We start from the raw sequence: 24,871 nt of genomic DNA, 5'->3' as shown, positions 1-24,871 counted from the left end.
GGTTTTTTCCGGCCATCACCGGGCGGCCACGGCGGCCCGGTTTCCTGCTTTCCCGCATAACATGCTTTCCTGCCTGATAAAAGCCGGAAAAGCGCCACAGGCATCGCGTTGTTCCTATAAGAAAATTCGCAAAATATGATCTGGTTTCTGTTAAAAAACCGGTAAACTGCCTGTTACCTTCCTGCTACGTTGTCCCCCCATGAACTATTACTCCCCTGACGACAGTCACCTGACGTTACGTGCTCTCCGGTTTGTGCGCCGGATGTTTATCATGCGTCAGTTGGGTACCTTCTTATGCTTTATCCCGATCCTGTCGGTGCTGCTGGCGATAAAAAGCCATCAGGATTTCTGTATCCTGTTGGGGGTGAATGCTTTTGTCTGGCCCGTGGTGGCTTACCGGCTGGCGCGCGCAGCCCCGGACCCGATAGGCCGGGAGCGCCGCCATTTGACCCTGGACGCCGCTTTCGGCGGGGTGTGGGTGGCGCTGATGGGCTTAAGCCCCGTCCCTTCGCTGATTATCATGGCGATCCTGGCGGCTGACCGCTACTCGGCGGGCGGCTGGCCGCAGCTGAAACCGGCGCTGGCGGCCTTTTTCGCGGCGTTCCTGCTGGTCTGGACGGCCGCTGGGATGCCGCTGCACCTCACGTTCAGCACGCTGACCGTGTGGCTGACCCTGCCGCTGGCCACCTGCTATATCCTGGCGCTCAGCGCGGTGTCATACCATCTGACCCTGAGCCTGCGCAGCAAAAACCGCGAGCTGGAGCGGATCGCCCTGATGGACCCCGGTTTGCAAATCCCTAACCGCCGGTTGTTTGAACGGCGGCTGGAGAGTGAGCTGTTGCGCACCCGGCGCGGTGAGAGCGCCGCCTACCTGATGATCCTGGATGTTGACCACTTCAAGCAGGTCAACGATACCTTCGGCCATGAAACCGGGGATTTCCTGCTGGCGGAGATCTCCGCGCTGCTGCGCAAAGAGGTCGGGCTGGAGGATATCCCTGCCCGTTTCGGCGGCGATGAGCTGGGGGTGATTGTGCGCAACGCCGATGATACGCGCATCCTGATGCTGGCAGAGAGGTTGCGAGAGAAAATCGCCCGTATCCGCTTGCCCGCGTCCGCCACGTTCCACTGTTCGGTGAGCATCGGCATTGCCCCGGCCGGTGACGCCGCGTCGATCCATGAATGGTTGCGCAACGCAGACCACGCGCTCTACCACGTCAAACGCAGTGGCCGTAACGGTGTTTTTCTGGCGGAAGGTATACCGGTTAACATCACAGAAACGGCGTCATTGGTGAAATAACCGCCGGAACAGGTTGCAGAGAAATGCGATGCAGCACGCAATAATGTGATTATCGTCACTTTCTACTGCAACCTGATGGAAATTTTCATCCATTTGTTTTTATACTGATATGCACTTTTACCTATCACGGTTTACTGACCTAAGAGTGCACATCATGATTGATCCCCGCCTGCCCCTGACTGATATCCACCGCCACCTTGACGGCAACATCCGTGCACAAACCATCCTGGAACTGGGCCGCCAGTTCAACCACCCCCTGCCGGCCAATGAGCTGGAGGCGCTGCGCCCGCATGTGCAGGTCATGAAAAATGAACCGGATCTGGTGAGTTTCCTGCAAAAGCTGGATCTGGGCGTGGCGGTGCTCGGCTCGCTGGACGCGTGCCGCCGCATCGCCTATGAAAACGTGGAAGACGCCGCCAGGGCCGGCATCCACTACGCCGAGCTGCGTTTCTCACCGGGTTACATGGCGATGACCCACAACCTGCCGGTCGAGGGTGTGGTCGAGGCGGTGATTGACGGCGTGCGTGCCGGCAGCCGTGATGCCGGCACTGACGTGCGGCTGATCGGCATCATGAGCCGCACCTTTGGCGAAGAGGCCTGCCTGCGTGAACTGGACGGCCTGCTGGCCAACCGCGACGGCATCACCGCGCTGGATCTGGCCGGGGATGAGCTCGGTTTCCCCGGCAGCCTGTTCCTCAGCCACTTCACCCGCGCACGTGACGCCGGGCTGCGCATCACCGTGCACGCCGGGGAAGCCGCCGGGCCGGACAGCATCTGGCAGGCGATCCGTGAACTGGGCGCAGAGCGCATCGGCCACGGCGTGAAAGCGGTGGAAGACCCGGCGCTGATGGATTTCCTCGCGGCGCATCAGATCGGCATCGAATCCTGCCTGACCTCCAACATCCAGACCAGCACCGTCTCCTCGCTGGCCGCACACCCGCTGGCCACCTTCCTGCGCCACGGCGTGCTGGCCTCGATCAACACCGATGACCCGGCCGTCCAGGGCATTGAACTGCCGCACGAGTACCAGGTCGCGGCCCCGCAAGCCGGGCTGACGGCCGCGGAGATCCGCCAGGCGCAGGAGAACGGCCTGACGATGGCGTTTATCAGCGACGCCGAAAAACAGGCACTGCGCGATAAAGTCAGCGCCCGCTAAGCCCCCCGGCGCAGGCTCCCCGCCTGCGCCCCTGCCCGCCCTTTTCTGATTCCGCCTCCCCCTGCTGGTAAAACCGCCTGCCCTGACTACGCTGAAAGCAGCGCAACACAGGAGAAGGCTATGCGTCTTGCATCGTATAACGTGGAAAACCTGTTCGACCGCGCCGCGGTCATGGACCAGACCGGCTGGAGCAAAGGCAAGCCGGTGCTGGAGAAATTCGCCGCCCTGAATGAGCTGCTGGGCGAGATCACCTACACCGACGCGATGAAGAAAAAAATGGTGTCGCTGATGAAGGATCTGGGGCTGGAGCGTTCAGACACCGGCCCGTTTGTGATTCTGCGGCGCAACCACGGCGCGTTGCTGAAACGCCCGCGGGCCGGGGGCCTGGAGATCACGGCCGGGGGGCGTGCGGACTGGGTCGGCTCGCTGGAGCTTATCGAGGAGCCGGTGGATGAAATTGCGATGCGCGTCACCGCCAAAGTGATGATTGACCTGCAAACCGACATCCTGGCGGTGATTGAGGCGGAGAGCCGCCCGTCGCTGGCAGCGTTTAACCAGGAGATCGTGAGGGCGATGGGCGGTGAGCCGTTCCGCCATGTGATGGTGATCGACGGCAACGACACGCGCGGCATTGATGTCGGGCTGATGACCGGCCCGGACTACCCGATCGGCGAGATGCGCAGCCACGTGGATGACCGCGACGGCGAGGCGCTGGTCTTCTCGCGTGACTGCCCGGAATACAGCATCCCGCTGGCCTCCGGCGAAACGCTGTGGGTGCTGGTCAACCACCTGAAAAGTAAAGGTTACGGCAGCAAAGGCAGTTCAGATGCCCGCCGACGCCGGCAGGCAGAGCGGATCAAGGCGATTTACCAGCAGCGGATCGGCGAAGGCCACCCGCTGATCGCGATTGTCGGGGATTTCAACGACACGCCGGAGAGTGACCCGCTGGCCCCGTTGCTGAAAGAGACGGATCTGCGTGACGCCTTCACCCACCCGGCGTTCGATCAGGGCGGCTATCCCGGCACCTGGGGCAACTGCAACGCGGATAACAAGCTCGACTATATCCTGCTGTCACCGGCACTGTGGGATAAGGTGAAAGCGGGCGGCGTGCTGCGCAAAGGCATGTGGCCCGGCGTCCGCCCGGTGAAATGGGAGGCCTACCCGGAGATCAAAGAGCCGATCAACGCCGGGTCTGACCATGCCGCCCTGTGGGTGGACCTCGATATTTAGCCGCCGGCCGGAGGATAGCCGCGCTGGCCTCTCCCCCGGCTCCGGTTGCCCGGCATCGCCAGCCCGGCCCAACCACAAAGGAGGGTCTGGTTCAGCCTCTTTCTGGCACAAAAATGGCGGGAAAGGCCCCCGCCGGGAGAAAGGGGTTAACGGCGCGCCGGGCGAGTCGTGTTAATGGCGCGCTATGAGAAGAGCGTTAACGGCGCGCCGGGCTTTTCACCGCCGGTGCCGGGGCGGCGGCAGCCTGCTCTGCCGCGGTACGGCGCGCATAGCGGGCGGCCAGCACCGAACAGACCATCAGCTGCACCTGGTGGAAAATCATCAGCGGCAGCACCATCGCGCCGACCGCCGCCACCGGGAACAGCACGTTGGCCATCGGGATGCCGTTCGCCAGGCTTTTCTTGGAGCCGCAGAACACAATGGTTATCTCATCGGCCGTGCTGAACTTCAGCAGCCGCGCGGCCCAGGTGTTGATCACCAGCACAATCGCCAGCAGCACCAGCGACATCACCAGAATCGACAGCAGTGACCAGCCGTCAATCTGCTGCCAGATCCCTTCCACCACCGCCGCACTGAACGCGGTGTAGACCACCAGCAGGATCGAGGAGCGGTCAGTGATGTTCACCAGCTTTTTGTGGCGCTGCACCCAGTTGGCGATCAACGGGCGCGACAGGTGGCCCACCACAAACGGCACCATCAGTTGCAGGATGATCGACTCAATGGCGTGCAGGATGTCCGGGCTGTTGCCGCCGTCCTGGGTCTGCATCAGCGCGCCGACCAGCAGCGGCGACAGGAACACGCCGAGGATGCTGGAGGCAGAGGCGCTGCAAATCGCCGCCGCGACGTTCCCGCCCGCCACCGAGGTAAAGGCAATGGCCGACTGCACGGTGGCAGGCAGCGCACAGAGGTACAGGAAGCCGAGGTAAACGGTCGGCGTCAGGATGCCCACCGGCACCAGCGCTTTCATCGCCAGCCCCAGCAGCGGGAACAGGGCAAAGGTGCTGAGGAACACCACCAGATGCAGCCGCCAGTGGCCCATCCCGGCGATAATCGCCTCGCGTGACAGCTTCGCGCCGTGCATAAAGAACAGCAGCGCAATCGCTGCGGTGGTCAGGTATTCAAAAAAGAGTTTGGTGTTGCCTTCACACGGGAACAGGGAGGCGATGATCACTACCCCCACCAGAACCAGCAAAAAGGTGTCTACCCGCAGACGTTGCAACCAGGACATGACACATTCCCTTCCATCGTAAATTAACGCGCTTTAACGCACACAGCCCCAAAAAAAACAGGCACCGGCGTACCGGCACCTGCATCATGATTACGCCCTGACCGGCAAGGCGCGTTTTTGGCCGGCCGACTCCAGCCCCAGCTCAATCAGCTCCATCACCCGGATCGCGTCCGCAGCGGTGACTGGGTTATTGCCCTGCCCATTGATGGCGTCACGCACCTGCGCATAGTAGGCCGGGTAGTTGCCCGGCAGCGTCAGCACGGACTTTTCCGCCATGATGCCGTCATGCGCCAGCGTCAGCACGCCGTCACGCATGTCATAGCCCCAATCCTCCTGCGGCAGGCGCTCACCCGCTTTCAGGCGATCTTCCTGCGGGTCGAGGCCAAATTTCACGTAGCTGCCCGCGGTGCCCTGCACGGTGAAGCGCGGGGTTTCGGCCGCGGCGTACACGGTGCTGTGCAGCACCACGCGCAGGTTACGGTAGCTGAGGATGGCGTGGAAGTAGTCCACGGCGCGGGCGTTGGGGCGCAGCATACCGAGGTCAACGTAGAGGCTGTCCGGCATGCCGAACAGTTGCAGCGCCTGGTCAATCAGGTGCGGGCCGAGATCAAACCAGATGCCGCTGCCGGGGCCGCCGCCTTCGCGCCAGCGGTTGCGGACTTCCGGGCGGTAGCGGTCAAAGTGGGATTCAAAATAGACGATGTCGCCGAGGCTGCCTTCGCCGATCAGCGATTTCAGCGTCAGGAAGTCGCTGTCCCAGCGGCGGTTATGGAACACCGACAGCACCTTGCCGGTAAGGCCCGCCAGTTTCTCCAGCTCGCGCGCCTGCGCCAGCGTCACGGTAAAGGGTTTGTCCACCACCACATGTTTACCGGCGGTCAGTGCCGCCTGCGCCAGCGGGAAGTGGGTTTCATTTGGGGTGGGGATCACCATCAGATCGATAGTGGGGTCATCAAACAGGGCCTGCGGGTCTTTTACCACCTTCAGCGAAGGCCAGTCCGCCGCGACCTTCCCGGCGTCACTGCTGGAGACCGCCGCCAGCTCCAGGCCCGGCGTTCCCGCCAGCAATGGCGCATGGAAGGTTTTACTGGCATAGCCGTAACCCACCAGCCCGACACGAATTTTTTCAGCCATTTCACATCCTCTTGAACAGTAACCTGTCACGATTTGACACCATGACAGGCGGCAGAACAAGAGTAAATTAATTGTTAACTGATTTTAACATCAGCAACGGCTAATAGCGGTAACCGGCGACCTCCTGTTCCGGCCACGGGCGTTCCCGGTAGGGGCGTGCCGGGTAGTTAATCTCGGTGCTGCGGCGGCGGAAATCACTGGGGCTGACGCCGACCCGCTTGCGGAACACGCGGGAGAAGTAGAGCTGGTCGTCGTAGCCCACCACGCGGCCGATGGTGGCGATCGACTCCTGGGTGGTCTGCAACAGCAGCTTGGCGCGGATCACCCGCTGGTCTTCCCGCCAGCGCAGGATATTGATGCCGACCTGCTCGCGAAACAGGTGCGCCAGCCGTGACGGTGACAAACAGACGTGGCGCGCCACCTCATCAATCCGCAACTCCCCCGCCAGGTTGCCGGTGATGAACTGGCAGGCTTCAATCACCCGCGGGTCGAGGATTTTCTGCGGGCTTTGCGGATCCTCTTCCATCGCCCTCAGCAGCAGGCGCTCCAGCAGGTTCATGCCCAGCTCCTCGGAGAAGCGGCGGCCGGAGCGCTGGGTCTGCTCAATGTTGGCAAACAGCCGGTCGAACTCCAGCAGCAGGGTGTTGTCCGGCAGCGTGAGCCGCCCGACGTCATTGGTTTTGCTGCGCCACTCCAGCCAGTCGGCCCAGTAGGCGCGCGGGCGGAAATAGACCCAGCGGTGGTACCAGCAGTCGCTGTTGGCGGAACGGCCATAATGGTGTGAGGCTTTCGGCGGGAACAGCAGCAGGTCACCGGGGTTGCAATAGAAGGTCTGTTCGCCGTCAAACACTTTGCCCTGCCCTTTGATGGTCAGGTTAAGGATGTAACCTTTCATGCCGCCCGGCCGGTCAACAAAGAAATCAAGCGGGCCCTCGGCCATGATCGGCGTCAGCCCGGCGACTAAATAAGCATTGAAGTTATACCCCGGCAGCAGCGGGTTTGGTTGCGGTTCCTGGATCATGCGGTGATACATCTGAGCCTCCAACATCAACGCGTTAACTTAGCAGAGTGCAGACAAGTCTACCGGGCGACAAGCCTGCCGCCCGATAAGGTTATGAAATTGTGAACAAGATGCGGGTTTGTTCACCTTTGCAGCATCAAACCGTGCGCTTGGCCGCTTGTTTGTAGCGGTCAAAAATCACCGCTGCCAGCAGGATGGCGCCGCGCACCACATACTGCGAGAACGGCGAAATATTCAGCAGGTTCATGGCGTTTTCCACCGTGCCGAGGATCAGGATACCGGCAATCACGTAGGAGATTTTGCCGATGCCGCCCTTCAGCGACACGCCGCCCAGCACGCAGGCGGAGATCACGATCAGCTCATAGCCGATAGAGGTCATCGGCTGGCCGCTGGTCATGCGCGAGGCGAGGATGATGCCTGCCGCGGCGGATACCAGCCCGGAGAGGATAAAGATGATGATTTTGGTGCGCACCACCGGTACCCCGGCCAGCCTAGCGGCTTCCTCGTTGCCGCCGATCGCCAGCGTGTTGCGGCCAAAGGTGGTTTTATTCAGCAGGAACCCGAACAGGATCAAACAACCGACGGTTATCCAGATCGGTGCCGGCAGGCCGAACCAGTTGGTGTAGCCCAGCGCGAAGAAGCGCTCATCCTCAATGCCGACCGCTTTGCCGTCAGAGATGATGTAGGCCAGCCCGCGCACAATCTGCATGGTGGCGAGCGTGGTGATCAGCGCATTGATCTTCAGTTTGGCGATGACAAAGCCGTTGACCAGCCCGGAGATCAGGCCCAGCCCCATCCCGGCGGCAACGCCGATCCAGAGGTTTTCCGTCAGGTTAATCACCACTGCCGCGGTGACCCCGGCGCAGGCGATGACGGAGGCGACGGAGAGGTCAAAGTCCCCGGAGGCGAGGCAGAACAGCATCCCGCACGCCACCATCCCGGACATCGAAATCGCCAGCCCCAGCCCTTTCATGTTGATGAACGAGGCAAAGTTCGGCACAAACACCGCACAGGCAATAAACAGCACGGCAAACACCACCAACATGCCGTAGCTGTCCCAGACGCGGGAGAGGCCAAGGCCACGGGCTTTTACCGGGCCATTTTCCGGCTTAAGGCTTTTTGTTTTCATAGCAGGCGTGGTAACACTGGACATCATGCATTCCTCAATCAGGCAACCGCCGCAGCGGCATCGGGGGCAATATCAGGGGTGCGCAGCATCGCCAGGCTGAGCGCTTTCTCTTCGGTGGCCTCGTCGTGGGTCAGCTCGCCGGAGAGCGCGCCTTCCCGCATCACCAGGATCCGGTCGGCCAGGCCCAGCACCTCCGGCAGATCGCTGGAGGCGAACAGCACGGCAATGCCCTGTTTCGCCAGCTCATAGATCACGTGGTAAATCTCATGTTTGGCCCCGACATCAATGCCGCGCGTCGGCTCATCGAGCATGATCACTTTCATCTCTTCCGACAGCCAGCGGCCTAAAATCGCCTTTTGCTGGTTGCCGCCGGAGAGGTTCATGATCAGCTGGTGGGCGGTCGGCGTTTTGATGTTCAGCCCACGGATATGCTTGTCCGCGTTGGCACTTTCCCAGCCGTTGTTGATCAGGCAACCGGCGGTCAGGGTTTTGCGCCGGGCGCTGATGTTGATGTTTTCACGCACCGAATGCACCGGGATGATGCCGTCCGCTTTGCGGTCTTCCGGGCAGAGCATGATCCCGGCGCGGATGGCGTCAATCGGCGAGCGGATGGTGAGCGGTTGGCCGTCGAGCGAAAGCTGGCCGCCGGTGATGCGCGTGCCGCCAAACAGCCCTTTCATCAGCTCACTGCGCCCGGCCCCCACCAGCCCGAACAGGCCGACAATCTCCCCGGCGCGCACCTCGAGCGAGATGGGCGTCCGGACGCCGGGCGCTTTCACGTTATCGACTTTCAGGCGCACCGCGCCGTGCGGGCGCGGCGAGTAGCCGTAGACGTCACCGAGGTCACGCCCCACCATCGCCTGCACCAGTTTTTCGTTGTCCACCTGCGCCATGTCGTCAAAGGTGCGCACATAGCGCCCGTCTTTGAACACGGTGATGGCGTCGCTCAGCGCAAAGATCTCCTCCATGCGGTGCGACACATACAAAATCACCCGCCCTTCGGCGCGCAATTCACGGATCACGCGGAACAGCTGCTCAATCTCGCGGGCGGAGAGCGAGCTGGTCGGTTCGTCAAAGGCGATCACTTTGGCGTTGCGCGCCAGCGCCTTGGCGATCTCCACCATCTGCCACTGGCCGATGGAGAGGTATTTCAGCGGGGTGTCCGGGTCAATCTCCAGCCCCAGGTGTTTCAGCTGCAACTCCGCCTCATAACGCAGCAGTTTTTTGTTCACCAGCCCGCGCTTTTGCGGCAACTGGCCGAGGTAGATGTTCTCCGCCACCGTCATCTCCGGCACCAGGTGCAGTTCCTGGTAGATGATGGCGACCCCGGCGTTCAGCGCGTCGGTGGTGGAGCTGAAGGCGACCGGTTGCCCTTTCAGGCGGATTTCGCCGCTGGTCGGGGTGTAATTGCCGCTGAGGATCTTCAGCAGCGTGGATTTACCGGCGCCGTTTTCGCCCATCAGGGCGTGGATCTCACCGGCGCGGCAGTGGAAGCTGATGTCGTCCAGCGCTTTCACGCCCGGAAATTGCTTGCCGATGGCGCAAAACTCCAGGTAGGGCGACTGCGTTGTCATGGCATTGACCTCATGGGTAACAGGAACAGGTTCGGGTGCGGGAAACGGCGGCCGTGACGGCCGCCGCAGGATCACATCAGCCCTTTCTTCTGCAATTCCGGTTTGAAGTTGTCACGGGTGATCAGCACCACGTCGGTGACTTCGGTGAATTTGGCCGGTTCAGCGCCTTTTTCTACCCAGTCATGCAGCATCTGGATGCTCTTGTAGCCGTGGATGTCCGGGCTTGGCAGCAGTGAGCCGTAGAAGCCGGTGGCCTGCGCTTTGGAGAGTTCGCTGACCGCGTCCACGCCGTTGATGCCGATGCCGATCACGTTCGGCGCTTTGAAGCCCTGGCCTTCGGTGGCGCGCACGCCGCCCAGCACGGTGTTGTCATTCATGCCGATGATCAGCCAGTTTTTCACTTCCGGGTGCTGCACCAGCAGCGAGTTGGCGGCATCAAACGCGCCGGGGATGTCATTGGATTTGGTCGGGATTTTGTAGATCTGTTTTTCCGGGAACCCGGCGGCTTTCAGCGCGTCCATTGAGCCGGTGGTGCGGCGGCGGGCGGTGTCCAGCTCGTCGGCGGTGATGGCCATCACGCCGGTTTCAGCCGCGTTCCAGCCGCGCTTCTGCATCTCTTTATACAGCTCCTGCCCCTGGCGTTCGCCAATCTTGGTGGCGGCCATCATCACCAGCGGCACGGTTTCCATCGGTTTGCCTTTGGCGGTCACGAACTGGTCATCCACCGCGATCACTTTCAGGTCATAGCTGCGCGCCTTCGCCATGATGGCCGAGCCAAGTTTCGGGTCCGGCGTGCAGATGACAAACCCTTTCGCGCCGCTGGCGGCCAGGCTGTCAATGGCGTTCAGCGTTTTCTCGCCGTCCGGCACCGCAATCTTGATCACATCAAAGCCGAGATCTTTGCCCGCTTTATCAGCGAACTTCCACTCCGTCTGGAACCACGGCTCCTCGGGCTGCTTGACCAGGAAACCGAGTTTCATGGTTTCGGCGATAGCTGAATGTGACATAACCGCAGCCAGCGCGACGGCAGCGAGTCCCTTAGTGAATTTATGCATGATGCTCTCCGGTCTTATTGGTGTTGTTCACCCGGTGCAACGGGCGGTGTGAAAACGCTATCAGTAGAGGTAAAACGGGGTGGGCTTGCCGTGAGTGCCCGGTTCAGGCGCATTGCGGCCGCACACCCTCTGTAAGACGGGGTAAGTTTTAACGGGAATCAAGACGCAAAATGTAGAGCGCTATCACATCTGGGGATTACAGCAGGAAAGTGCATAGATATAGCAAATTTAGCCAACCATTAACTTTTGACTGACATCACAGAAACATTCAAAGAAGCAGGAAAGTGCATACTTGCAGCAAGCGGCTCCTCACCCTGCGCCCCCCCACGCTCCTATGGTAGTCAGCACTTACCCTGAGAACCAAAGGAGTACCCAGAATGACGCAAGGTGCCATTGCTATCGGCCTTGATTTCGGCAGCGATTCGGTACGCGCGCTGGCAGTGGATTGCCAACGGGGCACTGAACTCGAGACGGATGTCGTGTACTACCCACGCTGGCAGGAGGGCCGCTACTGCCGCCCGGCGCACAACCAGTTCCGCCACCACCCGCTCGACTATATCGAGGCGATGGAGCAGGCTCTTCGCAACGTGGTCAACCGCTTAAGTGCAGAACAACGCGCGGCGGTGGTCGGCATCGGCGTGGATTCCACCGGCTCGACGCCCGCCCCGGTGGATGCCGAAGGCCGCGTGCTGGCGCTGCGCCCTGAATTTGCTGACAACCCGAACGCCATGTTCGTGTTGTGGAAAGACCACACGGCGATTGAAGAAGCCGAAGAGATCAACCGCCTGTGCCGCAGCGGCCGCTTCCCGGATTACACCCGTTACATCGGCGGCGTCTACTCCTCTGAGTGGTTCTGGGCCAAGATCCTGCATGTTTCCCGCCAGGATGCCGCCGTGCGTGACGCCGCCGCCTCCTGGGTGGAGCTGTGCGACTGGGTACCGGCGCTGCTGGCCGGGAAAACCGCGCCGGGCGACCTGCTGCGCGGGCGTTGCAGTGCCGGCCACAAAATGCTGTGGCACCCGTCGTGGGATGGCCTGCCGCCGCGTGACTTCTTTGAAGCGCTCGACCCGTGCCTGGTGGAGAACCTGCCCTACCCGCTGTTCACCGACACCTTTACCGCGGAGGTGCCGGTCGGCACCCTGAGCGCCGAATGGGCAGAACGCCTCGGCCTGCCGCAGAGCGTGGTGCTCTCCGGCGGCGCGTTTGACTGCCACATGGGTGCCGTGGGCGCCGGGGCGCAACCCTATACGCTGGTGAAGGTGATCGGCACCTCCACCTGCGACATCCTGCTGGCGGATGCAGAGCGCGTCAACGACCGCGCCATCGCCGGGATTTGCGGCCAGGTGGACGGCAGCGTGGTGCCGGGGATGATCGGCATGGAGGCCGGGCAATCCGCCTTCGGCGACATGTACGCCTGGTTCAGCCGCCTGCTGAGCTGGCCGCTGAAACAGGCCGCCGCCGCCAACCCGGCGCTGGCCCCGCAGCTGAAACAGATTGAAGCGGATCTGCTGCCGTCACTGACCCGCGCCTGGGCGGAGGACCCGTCGCTCGAGACGCTGCCGCTGGTGCTGGACTGGTTCAACGGCCGCCGCACCCCGAATGCCAACCAGCGCCTGAAAGGTGTGATCACTGACCTGAACCTCGGCACCGAGGCCCCGGCACTGTTCGGCGGCTTTATCGCGGCCACGGCCTTCGGCGCGCGCGCCATCATGGAGTGCTTCGAACAACAGGGCATCCCGGTGGAAAACGTGCTGACGCTGGGCGGCATCGCCCGCAAATCCCCGGTGATCATGCAGGTGTGCGCCGATGTGATGAACCGCCCGCTACAGATTGTCGCCTCTGACCAATGCTGTGCGCTGGGTGCGGCGATCTTTGCCGCGGTAGCCGCCGGCGAGTACGCCAGCGTGCCGGACGCCCAGCAGCAGATGGCCTGCGCCATCGAACGCACGCTGCAACCCGACCCGGTGCGGGTCGCGGAGTTCCAGCGCCTGTATGAGCGTTACCAGCAGTGGTGCGCCGCCGCCGAGCCGCGTTTCGCCCACGCCCCGGCCCAGCCTGCCGCCCCGGTGGCGGAACCCCTTGCCTAATTTTTCCGGCGGGTGCCCGTCACCCGCCCCCCTTTTTTGTCAGGAGTTGAAAATGGACGCATTTAAACAGCAAGAAGTATGGTTTGTGATCGGCACCCAGCACCTGTATGGGCCGGAAACCCTGCGCCAGGTCAAGGAGAACGCCGAGCAGGTGGTCAACAGCCTGAACAAAGAGGCCGGCCTGCCGGTGAAACTGGTGCTGAAACCGCTCGGCACCTCGCCGGATGAGATCACCGCCATCTGCCGCGACGCCAACTACCAGAACGACTGTATCGGCATCATCACCTGGCTGCACACTTTCTCCCCGGCCAAGATGTGGATCGCCGGGCTGAGCATCCTCAACAAGCCGCTGTTGCAGTTCCATACCCAGTTCAACGCCCAGGTACCGTGGGAAACCATGGACATGGACTTTATGAACCTGAACCAGACCGCGCACGGCGGCCGTGAGTTCGGTTTCATCGGCGCGCGGATGCGCCAGCAGCACAGCGTGATCGCCGGGCACTGGCAGGACGGCGAATCCCACCGCCGCATCGCCCAGTGGATGCGCGTGGCCGCCGCCCGCCAGGAGAGCCAGCAGCTGAAAGTGGCGCGCTTCGGCGACAACATGCGTGAAGTGGCCGTGACCGAAGGGGACAAAGTCGGCGCACAGATCCAGTTCGGCTACAGCGTCAGCGCCTACGGCATCGGCGATTTGGTCAGTGTGATCAATGAAGTCAGCAAAGGCGATGTCGATACGCTGATCGAGGAGTATGAGGCGAGCTACACGCTCACCGACGCGGTGAAATCCACCGGCGACAAACGGGAAAACCTGCTGGACGCGGCGCGCATTGAGCTGGGCATGACCCGCTTCCTGGAACAGGGCAACTTCCGTGCCTTTACCACCAACTTCGAAAACCTGTGGGGGATGCAGCAGTTGCCGGGCCTGGCGGTACAGCGCCTGATGCAGAAAGGTTACGGCTTCGGCGGCGAAGGTGACTGGAAAACCGCCGCGCTGCTGCGCATCATGAAAGTGATGGCCAGCGGGCTGGAAGGCGGCACCTCCTTTATGGAGGATTACACCTACAACTTCCAGAGCGGCAACGATCTGGTGGTCGGCTCGCACATGCTGGAAGTCTGCCCGAGCATCGCCAAAGAGCAGAAACCGACCCTCGACGCCCAGTACCTCGGCATCGGCGGCAAAGCGGACCCGGCGCGCCTGATCTTCTCCACCCCGGCCGGCCCGGCGCTGAACGCCAGCGTGATCGACATGGGTGACCGTTTCCGCCTGCTGGTCAACGTGGTCGATACCGTGGAGCAGCCGCACCCGCTGCCGAAACTGCCGGTGGCGCGCGCTATCTGGAAAGCTCAGCCGGACCTGCCGACCGCGGCGGAAGCCTGGATCCTCGGCGGCGGCGCACACCACACGGTGTTCAGCCAGGCGCTGAACCTGGAGCATATGCGCCTGTACGCAGAGATGCACAATATCGAACTGCTGGTGATTGACAACCAGACCACGCTGCCGGCCTTCAAGGACGCGCTGCGCTGGAATGAGGTCTACTACAAGATCTGCGCCAAATAAGCCTGCCCGGCCGCGGAGGTCAGCGGCTGGTATATAAAACTGAACACGCAAAAAGAGAATAAAAAAATAAGGCCAATCACTTAACGTGACCGGCCTTATTTTTTACGATAATCCTTTTGTAATTAATACCCGTATGTCTGCCAGCACGTCATCTATTCCGGGGCGGTGCCCGGACAAGGCTCAACATGCCCACGCGGCAGTTCAGGATGCGTGCATATTGTCGTGCATCGAAAGAATGACCTGATGAAGATCAAGCCCACCCGAGAAATTGCCGGGCAGGGCTTCATAAAATGATGGGCCGTTGTATGTGTTCACTAATTTTTCTCCGGCAGCAGGGTCATTCCATGGTGATTCAGTTCAATATGGCGTGCCTTATCCGGATCAAGGTCGTCGCGGCTCAGTACCACCCGCCAGCTATTACCCGCAATGTCAGGTGACAGAAACATTCCGGCTACCGCCACATATTGCGCTTTTTCGTCCATCGGCATATCGATGGCCACGGCTGCACCTGGCCGCAGCCGGATATCTTTTTCTGCGACCAGATCGGCGCTGAGGGCCTGGCTGTCTTTGGCAAACAGTGAGGGATAATCGGTTCCGTCAAATACGGCGCGATCTTTGAGCTGATAGATACGCACTACCGTCGCCAGCGGAGCACCTGCTGCATTATTGTTTATCGCGTCGCGCGCCCGGATATCCAGATGCAGTGTTTTAACCTGTTTATAAAAAATAGATTTTGTCACCGCGACAGTCCCGTCACTGACCTGTTGGGTCAGCCCGCACCCGCTTAAGACGGGTATGATGGCCAACATCAATAATGTCAAATGAGGTTTACCAGCGATAATCGCCATGTTCATCGATCTCCCTTCGGTGAAAATTTTCCTGAACGCGCTGATAACGGCCCAGATTAATGGTGATAATGTCAGTGTTATGTTGAGTGGCCGCTGTACGTGGTGCCCGCATCACCGCGGTTCTGCCCAGCAGCACACCCCTGCTTTCAGGCCGGCAAGAAAGTTGTGCATCAGGCAGCAGCGAGCGTGCCAGGGAAAGCTGTAAACGCACATGCAGCCGTGCCCCCAGATAGACATGCAGCAATGCGAGCAAATCGGTATGCAGTTGCCCGCCCGGCAGCCACTCTTTGGCTTCGTCAGCGTTATCTGTCTTGAGATGCAGTAATACCTGGCTGTTGACCTCCACCGCGTGGCTGCCCATAACCGGGCTGGTACACAGACTGACGGGGTCACGCGCGCTCACGGCAAGCGGATGACGTAACGGTATGCGGCACCGGTCATGCGGGATAACCTGCGCGTTTGTCTCCGGCGCGAGCAGTGCAACCAGTGCGACCAGGCCCTCGGTGGTGCGTGTAGGCAGGCGCATCATGCCGGTTAACGCCAGGAAGCGGGAAACCGGTGTATTCACTTCCTGTGCGCACCCCTCAATACCCAGACCGCACAGGCTCAGCAGATACTGCGACGTTGTATCTGTACCGCCGGGTGAAAACGTTGCCGGATAAGAATACTTTCGCCAGATGCGGTAGAACTGCGTAATCAGCCGGTGATTAAAGATATCCAGAAAATCGCTGACTGCCTCATACCCCTCCCTGCGCTGGGCAATATCATCGATATACGCGGTGGGTAGTGGTGACTCCACCCCATATAGCCCCATAAAGGTGGTGCGAATGGTCGGCGGCAGGTGCGGGTGCTCCGGCATTTCCACCCGCTTAAATTCACTGGCCGGAAACCCCATGCCTGGATCAGGACGAAAACGCACCGGGTCGTGTCTGACCTGCCAGTGGCTGCCCAGCGCAGGCGCCGTTGGCTGGCTTTGCTCCAGCAACCAACAGAAGCGATAAAACTGGGTATAAGGCAGTTTATCGCGCATCTGCTCAATTAACCGGGCAGGCGTGAGTTGTGGTTCTCTTTCCATCGGATACATTTGCCCTGTGGCTGAACAATAAGGGTAAGCTGGTTAAATAAGTGAATATCGGCATAGAGGGCAAAGAATCGATTGAGCATCTCACCGAACAGATGAATATCACCTTCGCCGGTGAACCCGTTACCGTCCAGCGTTACCTCTATATCGATTCCCCGCAGCAGAAAGCCTTTTTCAAAACGCTGGATCTGGTGCTGCCGTACCTCAAGAATGGCATCAAGCCGCCGGTTATTGAGTTCATCACCGTGCCAGTTATATAACGCCAGCGTACCGCGCAGCACTTTCGCACTGCTCATCAGATTGAGGTAACTTGAACCCAGGTGGCTCAATATCCGCCACTGGAAGCGATCTTCTGCCGGGGGATAGGCAGGCAGAGTCGGCTTACAGAGATTACGTACGCTCAACGGGGTCTGTAAGACGGCTTCGCAACGGTCAAGTAACGTGCTCTGCAACGCCTTACGCGGTAACTGGCCGTTGGTGCCGGTAATTTTCAGGGAGATCGTCTCATGTACGAATTGCCTGTCTGCCTCCCACTGCTGGCCGCCCAGGATCAACCAGGTATCATACAGCCCGGTCACCCCCCGTTTTACCCGTGTATGGTAATAGCGTTCTGGTGCATGCCGGCGCTGCATGCCGCCCTGGTGCCGGAAACTGGTAAAGGGCACGTAGGCGGCATCTGAAGTACGTTGTGAGCCGGTCACGGCATCAACCGAGTAAATTTCGGTATGTCCGTCCTGCAGACGACGCGGGCGCAGCAGATATTCGCTTTCCAGGCCATTAATCAGCAGGGGATCAGCCTCCAGAGAAAACAGATTAATGACCGGCACACAATGCAGGTAAAGCGCCTCGTCTGTTACCGGCAGATCGTTTTGCCATTGATGATTAAACACCACCTCAATATCCAGGTGCGTAATGCCGGCAGGCAGCGACACCGTCTCCAGCCCATTGAGATGTACAAACATAAACTTTTCACGAAAGGTGAAATATTCCAACAGCAACTGGTAGCCGGTGAAGGCGCTCTCTCCCTTTGGCCACAGCAAATCATCATCCGCAAACCCACCAGGCGAGAACCACCCATCCAGTTTTATCCTGTCAGTTTGTTCAGGCAACCGCAGGTAAAGCGCGACCTGGTGCCGGGTCAGCGCCAGATGTAACGCACTGCTGACCGCCGCATCGCCTGCCAGATAGAAACAGAGACGACGTAAATCGGCTTGTGACCAGTCTGCCTGCGGGCTGCACGCCAGCCGCACGCGCAGCACCGAGCGCCCATCCGGCTCGGTGGTCATCACTACCCTGGACACGGTCAAGGGGGTGAGCAGCGTATCGCGCGTCGTGCGGTACCGGCAGACGGTCTGTTTAGGCCCTATTGGCCGGGAATAAATTTCTGTTCCTGCGGGTACGGTTTCAGCCATTTTCATCAGCGGGACGTGCGGAAACAGCGCCACCACGGACAGAGAGGGAATGGTACGCAAATAATGCGGCCATAACATGCTTACCAGCCCTTCAGTAAATTCCGGCAGATCATCATCAATTTTTTCGCGCAGCCGCCCCATCGAAAAGGCGAAGCCTTCAAATAATCGCTCTACATAAGGGTCAGGCGTGCCGGGCTTATCCAGATCCAGCATAGCGGCGCGATCAGGGTGTGTTTGCGCAAACTCTTTTGCCGCATCACGCAAATAGCGCATCTCGGCGTCAAAATAACGCAGGGTAAGGTCTTTCATCATAGTCAGGGTCGGTTTATTAATAAAAAGTCAAAAGAGGGAGGAGGATTCAGAGGCATTATTTTTTGATGGCTGGCAACAGAGCCACAGTAAATAAAAAAGTTGGGCATAAAAATAAAAACCCCATCAATACAACAGCCGAATAATTTTTTATTCCATTTTACTTATCCATAAAGTGTGGCAGGCGTTAAGCAGTGCGCTCAGTATCATCATCAATACCTCTCCTCGTCGTCTGCAGCGTCGGCCGCGCCGGTAGACTCCACATCAAATATGTGTGCCGGCAGCACGAAGTCCCGCAGCCTTAGCAAGGCCAATGGACCGGCACCCGCCTCGGTGCGCAGGGTGTAGTTCAGCGCCCGGCCGTCCGGCGCCTGCCAGTTCAGGGTAAAACTGCTGCTTACGCCGGGATACGGCGTCACCGTTGCCTGCTCCAGCAACCGGATAAGCCCCCAGGCACCGGGGTGGTCGGCATACTGCCGGGTGCCGGCCTCGGTACTGACCCAGCTTAACGCCGCCCCCGGCGCCTCGGTGTCTCCGGGCCAGCTGAACCGCGTCCAGACCGGAAGCTGGTTGTAATAGCGCAGTGTCCGGCCGTCTATCACCAGGTCGGTCTGCATCACCCCCTGGGCTGTGCCGGGACGCAGCTCAAAATGCAGGCCTGCTTCGCCTTGCGCGAATACCACATCAGCCAGGTGGCTCAGTGTGTCCATGGCACTTAAAAACGCCGGGTTAAAGTGCAGCCCCTGGGCATTGATGCTGTCCGGCACCCAGTGGCTGCCTTCTTTATGCAGCACCCCGTTCAGCCGGGTCTGCAGAAAACGGGTGATACGCCCGCTGTCGTTGTTGAGGTAGTGCGCCAGCAGCGGTAAGGAGATCTCACTGCTGCTGTTTTTCAGCGGATAGCGGCCGCCGAAGGTGCTGTTCCACGCCTCCACCACCCCTGCCTGCCACTGGGCATTCAGGCTGGCGGCCGCGGGCGTCAGTACCTGCTGCCAGGCCTGCTCCAGCGGCCGGACAAACACCGTCTGCCCAAAGCCATTCCACTCCTGACCCAGGCCGGCGGCCACCAGGCTGCCGTAATCGCGGGTTTCGGTGAGGTCTACGGCTTTGCCCTGAAACACCGTCTGCGCCAGCGTGCGGGTCATGGCTTGCGGGTCGGCGGCGTTCACCACCTGCTGCAGTTTAAGTCGCACCTGGGTGACGCGGGTCAGGAAGGTGTGCAGGCTCAGCCGCGTATCGCCCTGCCCGTCACTGCTGGTGTCCGTCAGCGCCAGCAAGGGGCCGAAGGTCGCGGCCAGTGGCCCATGCACGCCCGCCTGCTGGTCAATCACAGGCTGTTCATCACGGTTCAGCAGATTTTGCGCGGATTTTACCAGCGAGTCCGACAGGGCCGTGCCGGTCTGGCCGGTTTTCCCCTGTATATTCAGGGTGTTCATTAACGCGATCAGGGGCGACTGGCGCACATCTGCCATCAGGGTCAACTGGTCAATCGCTTCCGACAACGTGCCGGCCGGCTGCCACTGCAGGCTGTTAAGGAACGCAAGCCAGCTTTCCGCAAAATCAGCAAAGTAGCGCGCCTTCAGACGCGCCTGCAGCGCCTCCGGCGTCTCCTGCGGCAACAGAGCCTGTCTGCCGTCACTCAGCACCCAGTCCATCTCCTCCCGGCGGCCGCTGACCACCTTCTCAATCGCCGGCTCAACGGCCTCTTCCCAGGCTTTACGGGTGAACATGCCGGGCACCACTTCCCCGGTGGTAAAGAGGCGTTCTGCCTCTGTATCGCCGGTCATGTCTGCCAGGCGCATATCCGCATACTGCCGGGCCACCTGCCGCAGCATCTTCTGGTAGAGCGAAGACTCACTGTTGCGAACCCCCATCTGGCGTACCAGCAGCGTGCGTACCCGGCTGACCAGCGCTTCATCCGGTGCCAGGCGCCATGCCGGGTGCTGCGGCAGGTGGCGGGCATAAAAGTCGAGCAGCAGTGCCCCGCTTCCCTGCCAGGTGCCGTCCGGCAACCCGCGCCGTCGCGGCCAGTCCGCCAGCAGCGTGCGGCTGAACCAGTCGGCCTCCATCTTCTCCGGACGCGCCAGCATCAGATAAAGCTTCAGCTGGTCATAGGCGGGTTTTATCAGGCTGTCGCGCATCGGGTCATCCGGCGGGAGCTGTGTCAGGGTGGTGAGCTGCTGCTCCAGGTGGCGCGCTGCCGCGTCCCGCAGTAATGGAAGCGCGCCTGCGGCGTAACGCGGCCAGAGCGCGGCCAGCAGTGCGCTGTTCTGGCTCAGGCCAAAGCGGCTGTACCAGGGGGCGTGCCGTTGCTGCCGGTACTGGAGGGTGTCCAGCCTCTGCTGTAACCCGAGCTGCGCCTCCAGCCGCATCGCTACCGGCTGCGCCGCATCTGCCGCCCGGGTGACCTGCGCCCCGGCAGTCACAATCGCATCGCGGTTCACTAAAAATGACATCACCATGCCCGCGCCCCACAGCACCATGGCGCCTGCCGCCGCGGTGGCCAGCATTTTGCGCCAGGCGATACCCAGCCTCTCTGCGGCCAGCCCGGCAGGCAGCCGGGCAAGGGAGTCCAGCATCACATCCCAGCGATTATCTTTGCCCCAGTGATGGGGCACGCTGCGCCCGGCATTGACGGAGGCAGAGCTGAACATCACCCCGGCCAGCGGTAACGGACGATAGGGGTTCAGCAGCATACTGAGCGGCGCGGTGACCGGCACCAGGTTATGGGCCAGCTGGGCCGCGAGCTGCAGTAAAAACGGCTGGTTGGTATCGGCGCAGGTCTGCTGCGTTCCCTGGGCAATCAGGCCCGGCACCAGCCCGGCCAGCTGAGCGGCCAGCTCATCAGGCGGGCAGCCCGCAGGCAGCAGGCAGCCAATCGACTGGGTGATGCGCGGGACGTTGCCCGGCTTGCCTTCTGTCTCCCTGCTCCCCTCATCCTCCTGATGCAGTGACCAGACATACAGCGGCAGCCGCCAGCCAAGCTGTTTATAGCGGGCTGATAACGCCTGTGCCACGCTGTCCATGCTGTCGGCGCTGAGCGGTGGGGTGGTGTCCCGGCAGGCCAGCGTGGTGCGCCGGTCAAAGGCTGACGTGACCCAGACCAGTGCATCCACCGGACGACGGCGCAGGGTACGCAGGGCATCCAGCCAGCGGTTGTCCACAGACGCAGCCAGCTCACCGCCCCACAGCAGCACCGTGCCTGCCTCCTCCTGCCAGTAATGGGTGCTCAGGCCGGGTGCGAGTTTTTCCACATCCGCAGCACTGCCGGTGAGCAGCAGAATACGGATCTTGCAAAACCAGAAACGGCCGTAAATCTGGCTCAGGGCAGTACGGAGTTCATTGACCGTAACGTGGCGCGGTGGGGTCTGCGCCAGGCGTTCTTCACCGTCCGGTAAAATATGTTGCTGCTTCGCTTCCTGACGGTGCGCCCGCTGACGCACCAGACTTCTTAGAACAGGAAGAAAACACAGTGCCGTGCCGAAGATACAAGCACCCAGTAAACCCAGTACTTTGTTGCTGTTAGTATCGAGCCCTATTTTTTCACCGTAATGCCAGATAAACCAGCCGGCCACACTCAGCACCACCAGCAGCAGAGTGGTTTTCCCTCCGATACGCCCTACTCTACTCAGTATGTTCATCCCCACGTCCTGTTGTGATGGTATAGACAACGCTTTCTGCGCCTGCGGCAGATAACGCTAACCATGACCGCTGCCCGAGGCCGACAAAATACGCGCCCAGGGCCGCGGTCAGCCAGGGTGAAAATGGCCCCTGGATACCGCAATACCGCTCAATAATCTGAATATCTTCTGCACGCCAGGCGGTGCCCAGCGCATTTCCTGTGGTAGTCAGCCCGGCAGATGCTGCCGCCCATTTTTCATGGTCGCCAAGAATAGTAATGGTGCGTTGCGCCTGAGCCTGTGTGGTCAGAAACAGCATCAGCTCTTCGATGAGATTGTCCGCATCCAGCGGCATCGGGCGCAGCAACCGTGCCGGATGGGATAAGGCATATTTGTGTGCTGCATCATCACTGGTCAATAAGAGTGCAGCCAGGCCGTCGGAATACTCTTCACCCCCCTGTAATTGCACTATCAGAACTAACTGAATTGTGGCTTCAGGTTGCTTAAGCCGTTCATCTACAGTGAGGAAAGATAAACGGCCCATGATGTTCAGCGATACCGGTTCCGCGTAACCAGGAAACTTTTGCTGCCAGCAATGACCAAACAGGGTGGACAGGGCCTGCGGTGTTTCCGGTTCATCAGTGGCTAAGGTGACCTGAAGAGGCAACTCACGCGGCAGCGCCAGAAGTGCATCCTGTATACCGGCAAGCAAACCGTCGAGCGCCGCCACAAAGGCGGGTTTATCTTCTGTTAAATAATCGATACGGCGCACCTGCCCCTGGCGCTGCACCAGACCTGCCGTACCGGGCTGCAACAGTGTGGCTGAGAGATGGTCAGGCAGCATGACACAGCTTGCCAACACGGCGAGGTAACGTTCTGCCCAGGCAGTCCATTGCTGCTGCGCGTAATCAGCTTCCTGTTGCAGGAATTGAACGTGTGCCAGCCTGCGCCCGTAAAAATAGCCGCACAGGCTGAACGTCAGCAGCCAGAGCAATACCGGGCTTAAAGAGAACAACCAGATATTGACGGCGCCCAGCATACTCAGCGCCCCGGAGGCATGTAAAACAAACAGCAGCCCACCTGAAATCACGGCCAGCCCGCCACTGAATAACCAGCGCCCGGTGGAAAACGGCGCGGGAGGCGCTGTCGTAAGCGGCTTTTGACGATCCCAACCCATGATTTACCCTATCGCGCAATCCGGCGCACTGGAGATAACCTGGCATCCGCACTGGCAGCGGCAACCATTCACCACAACCGCTTTGCCGTCAGAGAACCATTCTGAGGAGCCTTCAACAATCGGGTTGGTGCCGTGCCCAGGGATTGGGCAGCTCACTTTATCACCGATCAAGGCCACCTTTTTGCCATTAACAATCATGGTAGAGGAAGCGGAAATAACGGCACCGCCGTGTGTGGTTTTGTCACCGAGTAATACAAGACCTTTGAACATAAAACACCTTTAAGCTAATAATTAAGGCTTAATAAATATATAAAAATTTCTGTGACCTTGTAAAAATAACGGAAAAATTTATCTTGCAGGCAGATAAAAACGTTAGAGCTTCACGCCCACAGCACTTTTATTAGCGTGGCAGAGAAAAAGTCTTTCTATTAACTTTTACGATATAACGTGACATTTGACATCGCATTATTAATCTTCGAAAGGAGAAGTTCATATTCACTATAAATTATCAAGCCACATCTGGATTCACACACCCCTACTTTTAATAAAAAATATTATCTAATTTTCATCTTATCAACCTTTTCAAAATCAGGAAATACAGTTCCATCCGATACCATACTCCCATCAGGGTAAATTATTTTAGTGTAAACACCTTTTTCTTTCTTCATAGGCTCTATGTTCTTAACAACTTTACTCTCATCCAAGTCAGGGGAGAAAATTATTCTTTCCGAATTGAAAGCTCTATAACTAAGAAAACTCTCCTTCCCCAAAAGAGAAAGCTCTTTTGTTCTATAAGAAATATTCCTTTCTCTTATATAAGGGTAATATTTCGGTTCTAATTTTATATCTCCATAAAATGAGGTAAACTGCCCATTCCGTGATGCATCATCATCAAATGCAATAGTGGCACCAACTGCCGTACCGGGGACTAACTCTTTACCCAAATGGGTGGCATCAATATACTCAATACCCAGATTAAATTTACTCAGTGTCCAGCCACAGGTCCCGCCCCCGCTCATTGCCACTTTGCCCTGCCAGATATCGCTCCCTTCTTGCTGTTGCAAAGGAATTTGAATGCCTTTATAACTGGGTTCTTTTACCAGAGAACCATCAAACCCGCTGATTCTTTTTTTCTGGCATTTATGGGAAATATACGTTACCTCAAGAGGAAAGGGTTTTGTATAAGGTGAAGGGTTTTTAACTTCAACATTGACCCATTTAGTCTCAGGGGGAGGCGACAAGGTGCTATTAGTTTCATTTACACATCCGCTTAGAATAAACATATACAGGCAAATATTCATGACATTAAAATACTTATACATTATTAATTTCCTATGCGGTCAAGAATGTTAATTTTATAACCTATATTAAGGATAATTTTTATTTTATATTAAGCTTCTCAACTTTCTCAAAATCAGGTTTTATACTTGTTGTTAAAACCTTTTCCCCATTAGGATAAACAAATGCATACATGGCTCCTTCTTTTTTTTCATAAGGAAATAGCATTTCGACAACTTTACCTTCCTCAATAGTTGGATGATAGCTCACTGAAGGAGTAACTTCATTCTTTAAATACAGCCTAACATTCCAAAAAGCATCCTCCTTACCAAAGAGATATAATTTATCAGCTGCTTTTCCGTTTTTTTGTTTACTCCACCTTATTATCACCGGGTAATATTTAGGTGAATATTTTAATAGATCACTTGATATATCATAAAATTTTCCATTCCGTGATGCATCATCATCAAATGCAATAGTAGCACCAACTGCCGTACCGGGAACTAACTCTTTACCCAAATGGGTGGCATCGATATACTCAATGCCCAAATTAAATTTACTCAGTGTCCAGCCACAGGCCCCGCCCCCGGTCATGGCCACTTTGCCCTGCCAGATATCGCTCCTTTCTTGCTGTTGCAAAGGAATTTGAATGCCTTTATAACTGGGTTCTTTTACCA

19 protein-coding genes are annotated in these 24,871 nt (G+C 58.9%); 5 read left to right on the top strand and 14 right to left on the bottom strand.

The genetic code is table 11. The features are described 5' to 3' along the window. Positions 1–199 precede the first annotated feature (199 nt). From CYR52_RS16165 to CYR52_RS16155, 3 genes are all read left to right on the top strand, one after another. Entirely contained in the window at positions 200–1,297 is a 1,098-nt protein-coding gene (locus CYR52_RS16165) for a diguanylate cyclase (protein ID WP_101828942.1), read from the top strand. A gap of 154 nt (positions 1,298–1,451) precedes the next feature. Beyond that, positions 1,452–2,453, top strand: coding sequence for an adenosine deaminase (add, locus tag CYR52_RS16160; protein WP_072933191.1), 1,002 nt, complete (start codon positions 1,452–1,454; stop codon positions 2,451–2,453). A gap of 120 nt (positions 2,454–2,573) precedes the next feature. After that, positions 2,574–3,683 (top strand): endonuclease/exonuclease/phosphatase family protein, encoded by a 1,110-nt coding sequence (locus CYR52_RS16155; RefSeq protein WP_072933562.1) that lies wholly within the window; start codon positions 2,574–2,576, stop codon positions 3,681–3,683. A gap of 196 nt (positions 3,684–3,879) precedes the next feature. Here the strand turns inward: CYR52_RS16155 and CYR52_RS16150 are convergent, their stop codons facing one another. The 6 genes from CYR52_RS16150 to CYR52_RS16125 form a co-directional block, all read right to left on the bottom strand. Further along, positions 3,880–4,911 carry a bile acid:sodium symporter family protein gene (locus CYR52_RS16150; RefSeq protein WP_101828941.1) on the bottom strand — a complete coding sequence of 344 codons (1,032 nt, stop codon included), beginning with the start codon at positions 4,909–4,911 and terminating at the stop codon, positions 3,880–3,882. Between the two features lie 90 nt (positions 4,912–5,001). After that, entirely contained in the window at positions 5,002–6,045 is a 1,044-nt protein-coding gene (locus CYR52_RS16145; protein WP_101828940.1) for an oxidoreductase, read from the bottom strand. A gap of 100 nt (positions 6,046–6,145) precedes the next feature. Beyond that, positions 6,146–7,078, bottom strand: a complete 933-nt coding sequence (araC, locus tag CYR52_RS16140; protein ID WP_072933558.1) for an arabinose operon transcriptional regulator AraC — start codon at positions 7,076–7,078, stop codon at positions 6,146–6,148. 124 nt (positions 7,079–7,202) lie between these two features. Further along, positions 7,203–8,219 carry an L-arabinose ABC transporter permease AraH gene (gene araH / locus CYR52_RS16135; RefSeq protein WP_072933556.1) on the bottom strand — a complete coding sequence of 339 codons (1,017 nt, stop codon included), beginning with the start codon at positions 8,217–8,219 and terminating at the stop codon, positions 7,203–7,205. 14 nt (positions 8,220–8,233) lie between these two features. Next, the gene (gene araG, locus CYR52_RS16130) at positions 8,234–9,769 is read right to left on the bottom strand and encodes an L-arabinose ABC transporter ATP-binding protein AraG (RefSeq protein WP_072933555.1); all 1,536 of its coding nucleotides are present in this window, start codon (positions 9,767–9,769) and stop codon (positions 8,234–8,236) included. A gap of 71 nt (positions 9,770–9,840) precedes the next feature. Continuing rightward, positions 9,841–10,824 (bottom strand): arabinose ABC transporter substrate-binding protein, encoded by a 984-nt coding sequence (locus CYR52_RS16125; protein ID WP_072933553.1) that lies wholly within the window; start codon positions 10,822–10,824, stop codon positions 9,841–9,843. Positions 10,825–11,201: 377 nt separating this feature from the next. On the opposite strand from CYR52_RS16125, the gene CYR52_RS16120 reads away from it, so the two are divergent. Beyond that, a complete protein-coding gene (locus CYR52_RS16120; protein ID WP_101828939.1) occupies positions 11,202–12,911 on the top strand; it encodes a ribulokinase in 1,710 nt (569 codons plus the stop codon). A 52-nt stretch (positions 12,912–12,963) separates the two neighbouring features. Next, on the top strand, positions 12,964–14,469 hold the full coding sequence (gene araA / locus CYR52_RS16115; protein WP_072933549.1) for an L-arabinose isomerase: 1,506 nt from the start codon (positions 12,964–12,966) through the stop codon (positions 14,467–14,469). A 314-nt stretch (positions 14,470–14,783) separates the two neighbouring features. On the opposite strand, the gene tssJ is transcribed toward araA, so the two are convergent. From tssJ to CYR52_RS22705, 8 genes are all read right to left on the bottom strand, one after another. Beyond that, a complete protein-coding gene (tssJ, locus tag CYR52_RS16105; RefSeq protein WP_277622369.1) occupies positions 14,784–15,317 on the bottom strand; it encodes a type VI secretion system lipoprotein TssJ in 534 nt (177 codons plus the stop codon). Beyond that, positions 15,298–16,392: a type VI secretion system baseplate subunit TssG gene (tssG, locus tag CYR52_RS16100; RefSeq protein WP_101828938.1), complete on the bottom strand. Its 1,095-nt coding sequence runs from the start codon at positions 16,390–16,392 to the stop codon at positions 15,298–15,300. Before tssG ends, tssJ begins: the two co-directional genes overlap by 20 nt. Further along, positions 16,356–18,119 (bottom strand): type VI secretion system baseplate subunit TssF, encoded by a 1,764-nt coding sequence (gene tssF, locus CYR52_RS16095; RefSeq protein WP_101828962.1) that lies wholly within the window; start codon positions 18,117–18,119, stop codon positions 16,356–16,358. Before tssF ends, tssG begins: the two co-directional genes overlap by 37 nt. A gap of 212 nt (positions 18,120–18,331) precedes the next feature. Next, positions 18,332–21,760, bottom strand: coding sequence for an ImcF-related family protein (locus CYR52_RS16090; protein ID WP_101828937.1), 3,429 nt, complete (start codon positions 21,758–21,760; stop codon positions 18,332–18,334). After that, entirely contained in the window at positions 21,744–22,733 is a 990-nt protein-coding gene (locus tag CYR52_RS16085) for a type VI secretion protein (RefSeq protein WP_241522426.1), read from the bottom strand. The genes CYR52_RS16090 and CYR52_RS16085 overlap by 17 nt, the downstream gene beginning before the upstream one ends. 186 nt (positions 22,734–22,919) lie before the next feature. After that, positions 22,920–23,186 carry a PAAR domain-containing protein gene (locus tag CYR52_RS16080; RefSeq protein WP_072933541.1) on the bottom strand — a complete coding sequence of 89 codons (267 nt, stop codon included), beginning with the start codon at positions 23,184–23,186 and terminating at the stop codon, positions 22,920–22,922. Positions 23,187–23,470: 284 nt separating this feature from the next. Beyond that, positions 23,471–24,238 (bottom strand): hypothetical protein, encoded by a 768-nt coding sequence (locus CYR52_RS16075; RefSeq protein WP_101828935.1) that lies wholly within the window; start codon positions 24,236–24,238, stop codon positions 23,471–23,473. Positions 24,239–24,296: 58 nt separating this feature from the next. Next, a partial coding sequence (locus tag CYR52_RS22705; RefSeq protein WP_101828934.1) for a hypothetical protein occupies positions 24,297–24,871 on the bottom strand: 575 nt, incomplete at its 5' end.

The sequence above is a fragment of the Chimaeribacter arupi genome, from assembly GCF_002858805.1.
Lineage (GTDB): Bacteria > Pseudomonadota > Gammaproteobacteria > Enterobacterales > Enterobacteriaceae > Chimaeribacter > Chimaeribacter arupi.
The sequence above is the reverse complement of the archived record's forward strand: the minus strand, read 5'-3'. Positions and strand labels throughout refer to the sequence as shown.

Coding starts and splice junctions, on each gene's coding strand:
- CYR52_RS16165 (WP_101828942.1), top strand. CDS start 200: ATGAACTATTACTCCCCTGACGACAGTCACCTGACGTTACGTGCTCTC.
- add (WP_072933191.1), top strand. CDS start 1,452: ATGATTGATCCCCGCCTGCCCCTGACTGATATCCACCGCCACCTTGAC.
- CYR52_RS16155 (WP_072933562.1), top strand. CDS start 2,574: ATGCGTCTTGCATCGTATAACGTGGAAAACCTGTTCGACCGCGCCGCG.
- CYR52_RS16150 (WP_101828941.1), bottom strand. CDS start 4,911: ATGTCCTGGTTGCAACGTCTGCGGGTAGACACCTTTTTGCTGGTTCTG.
- CYR52_RS16145 (WP_101828940.1), bottom strand. CDS start 6,045: ATGGCTGAAAAAATTCGTGTCGGGCTGGTGGGTTACGGCTATGCCAGT.
- araC (WP_072933558.1), bottom strand. CDS start 7,078: ATGTATCACCGCATGATCCAGGAACCGCAACCAAACCCGCTGCTGCCG.
- araH (WP_072933556.1), bottom strand. CDS start 8,219: ATGTCCAGTGTTACCACGCCTGCTATGAAAACAAAAAGCCTTAAGCCG.
- araG (WP_072933555.1), bottom strand. CDS start 9,769: ATGACAACGCAGTCGCCCTACCTGGAGTTTTGCGCCATCGGCAAGCAA.
- CYR52_RS16125 (WP_072933553.1), bottom strand. CDS start 10,824: ATGCATAAATTCACTAAGGGACTCGCTGCCGTCGCGCTGGCTGCGGTT.
- CYR52_RS16120 (WP_101828939.1), top strand. CDS start 11,202: ATGACGCAAGGTGCCATTGCTATCGGCCTTGATTTCGGCAGCGATTCG.
- araA (WP_072933549.1), top strand. CDS start 12,964: ATGGACGCATTTAAACAGCAAGAAGTATGGTTTGTGATCGGCACCCAG.
- tssJ (WP_277622369.1), bottom strand. CDS start 15,317: ATGGCGATTATCGCTGGTAAACCTCATTTGACATTATTGATGTTGGCC.
- tssG (WP_101828938.1), bottom strand. CDS start 16,392: ATGGAAAGAGAACCACAACTCACGCCTGCCCGGTTAATTGAGCAGATG.
- tssF (WP_101828962.1), bottom strand. CDS start 18,119: ATGAAAGACCTTACCCTGCGTTATTTTGACGCCGAGATGCGCTATTTG.
- CYR52_RS16090 (WP_101828937.1), bottom strand. CDS start 21,760: ATGAACATACTGAGTAGAGTAGGGCGTATCGGAGGGAAAACCACTCTG.
- CYR52_RS16080 (WP_072933541.1), bottom strand. CDS start 23,186: ATGTTCAAAGGTCTTGTATTACTCGGTGACAAAACCACACACGGCGGT.
- CYR52_RS16075 (WP_101828935.1), bottom strand. CDS start 24,238: ATGTATAAGTATTTTAATGTCATGAATATTTGCCTGTATATGTTTATT.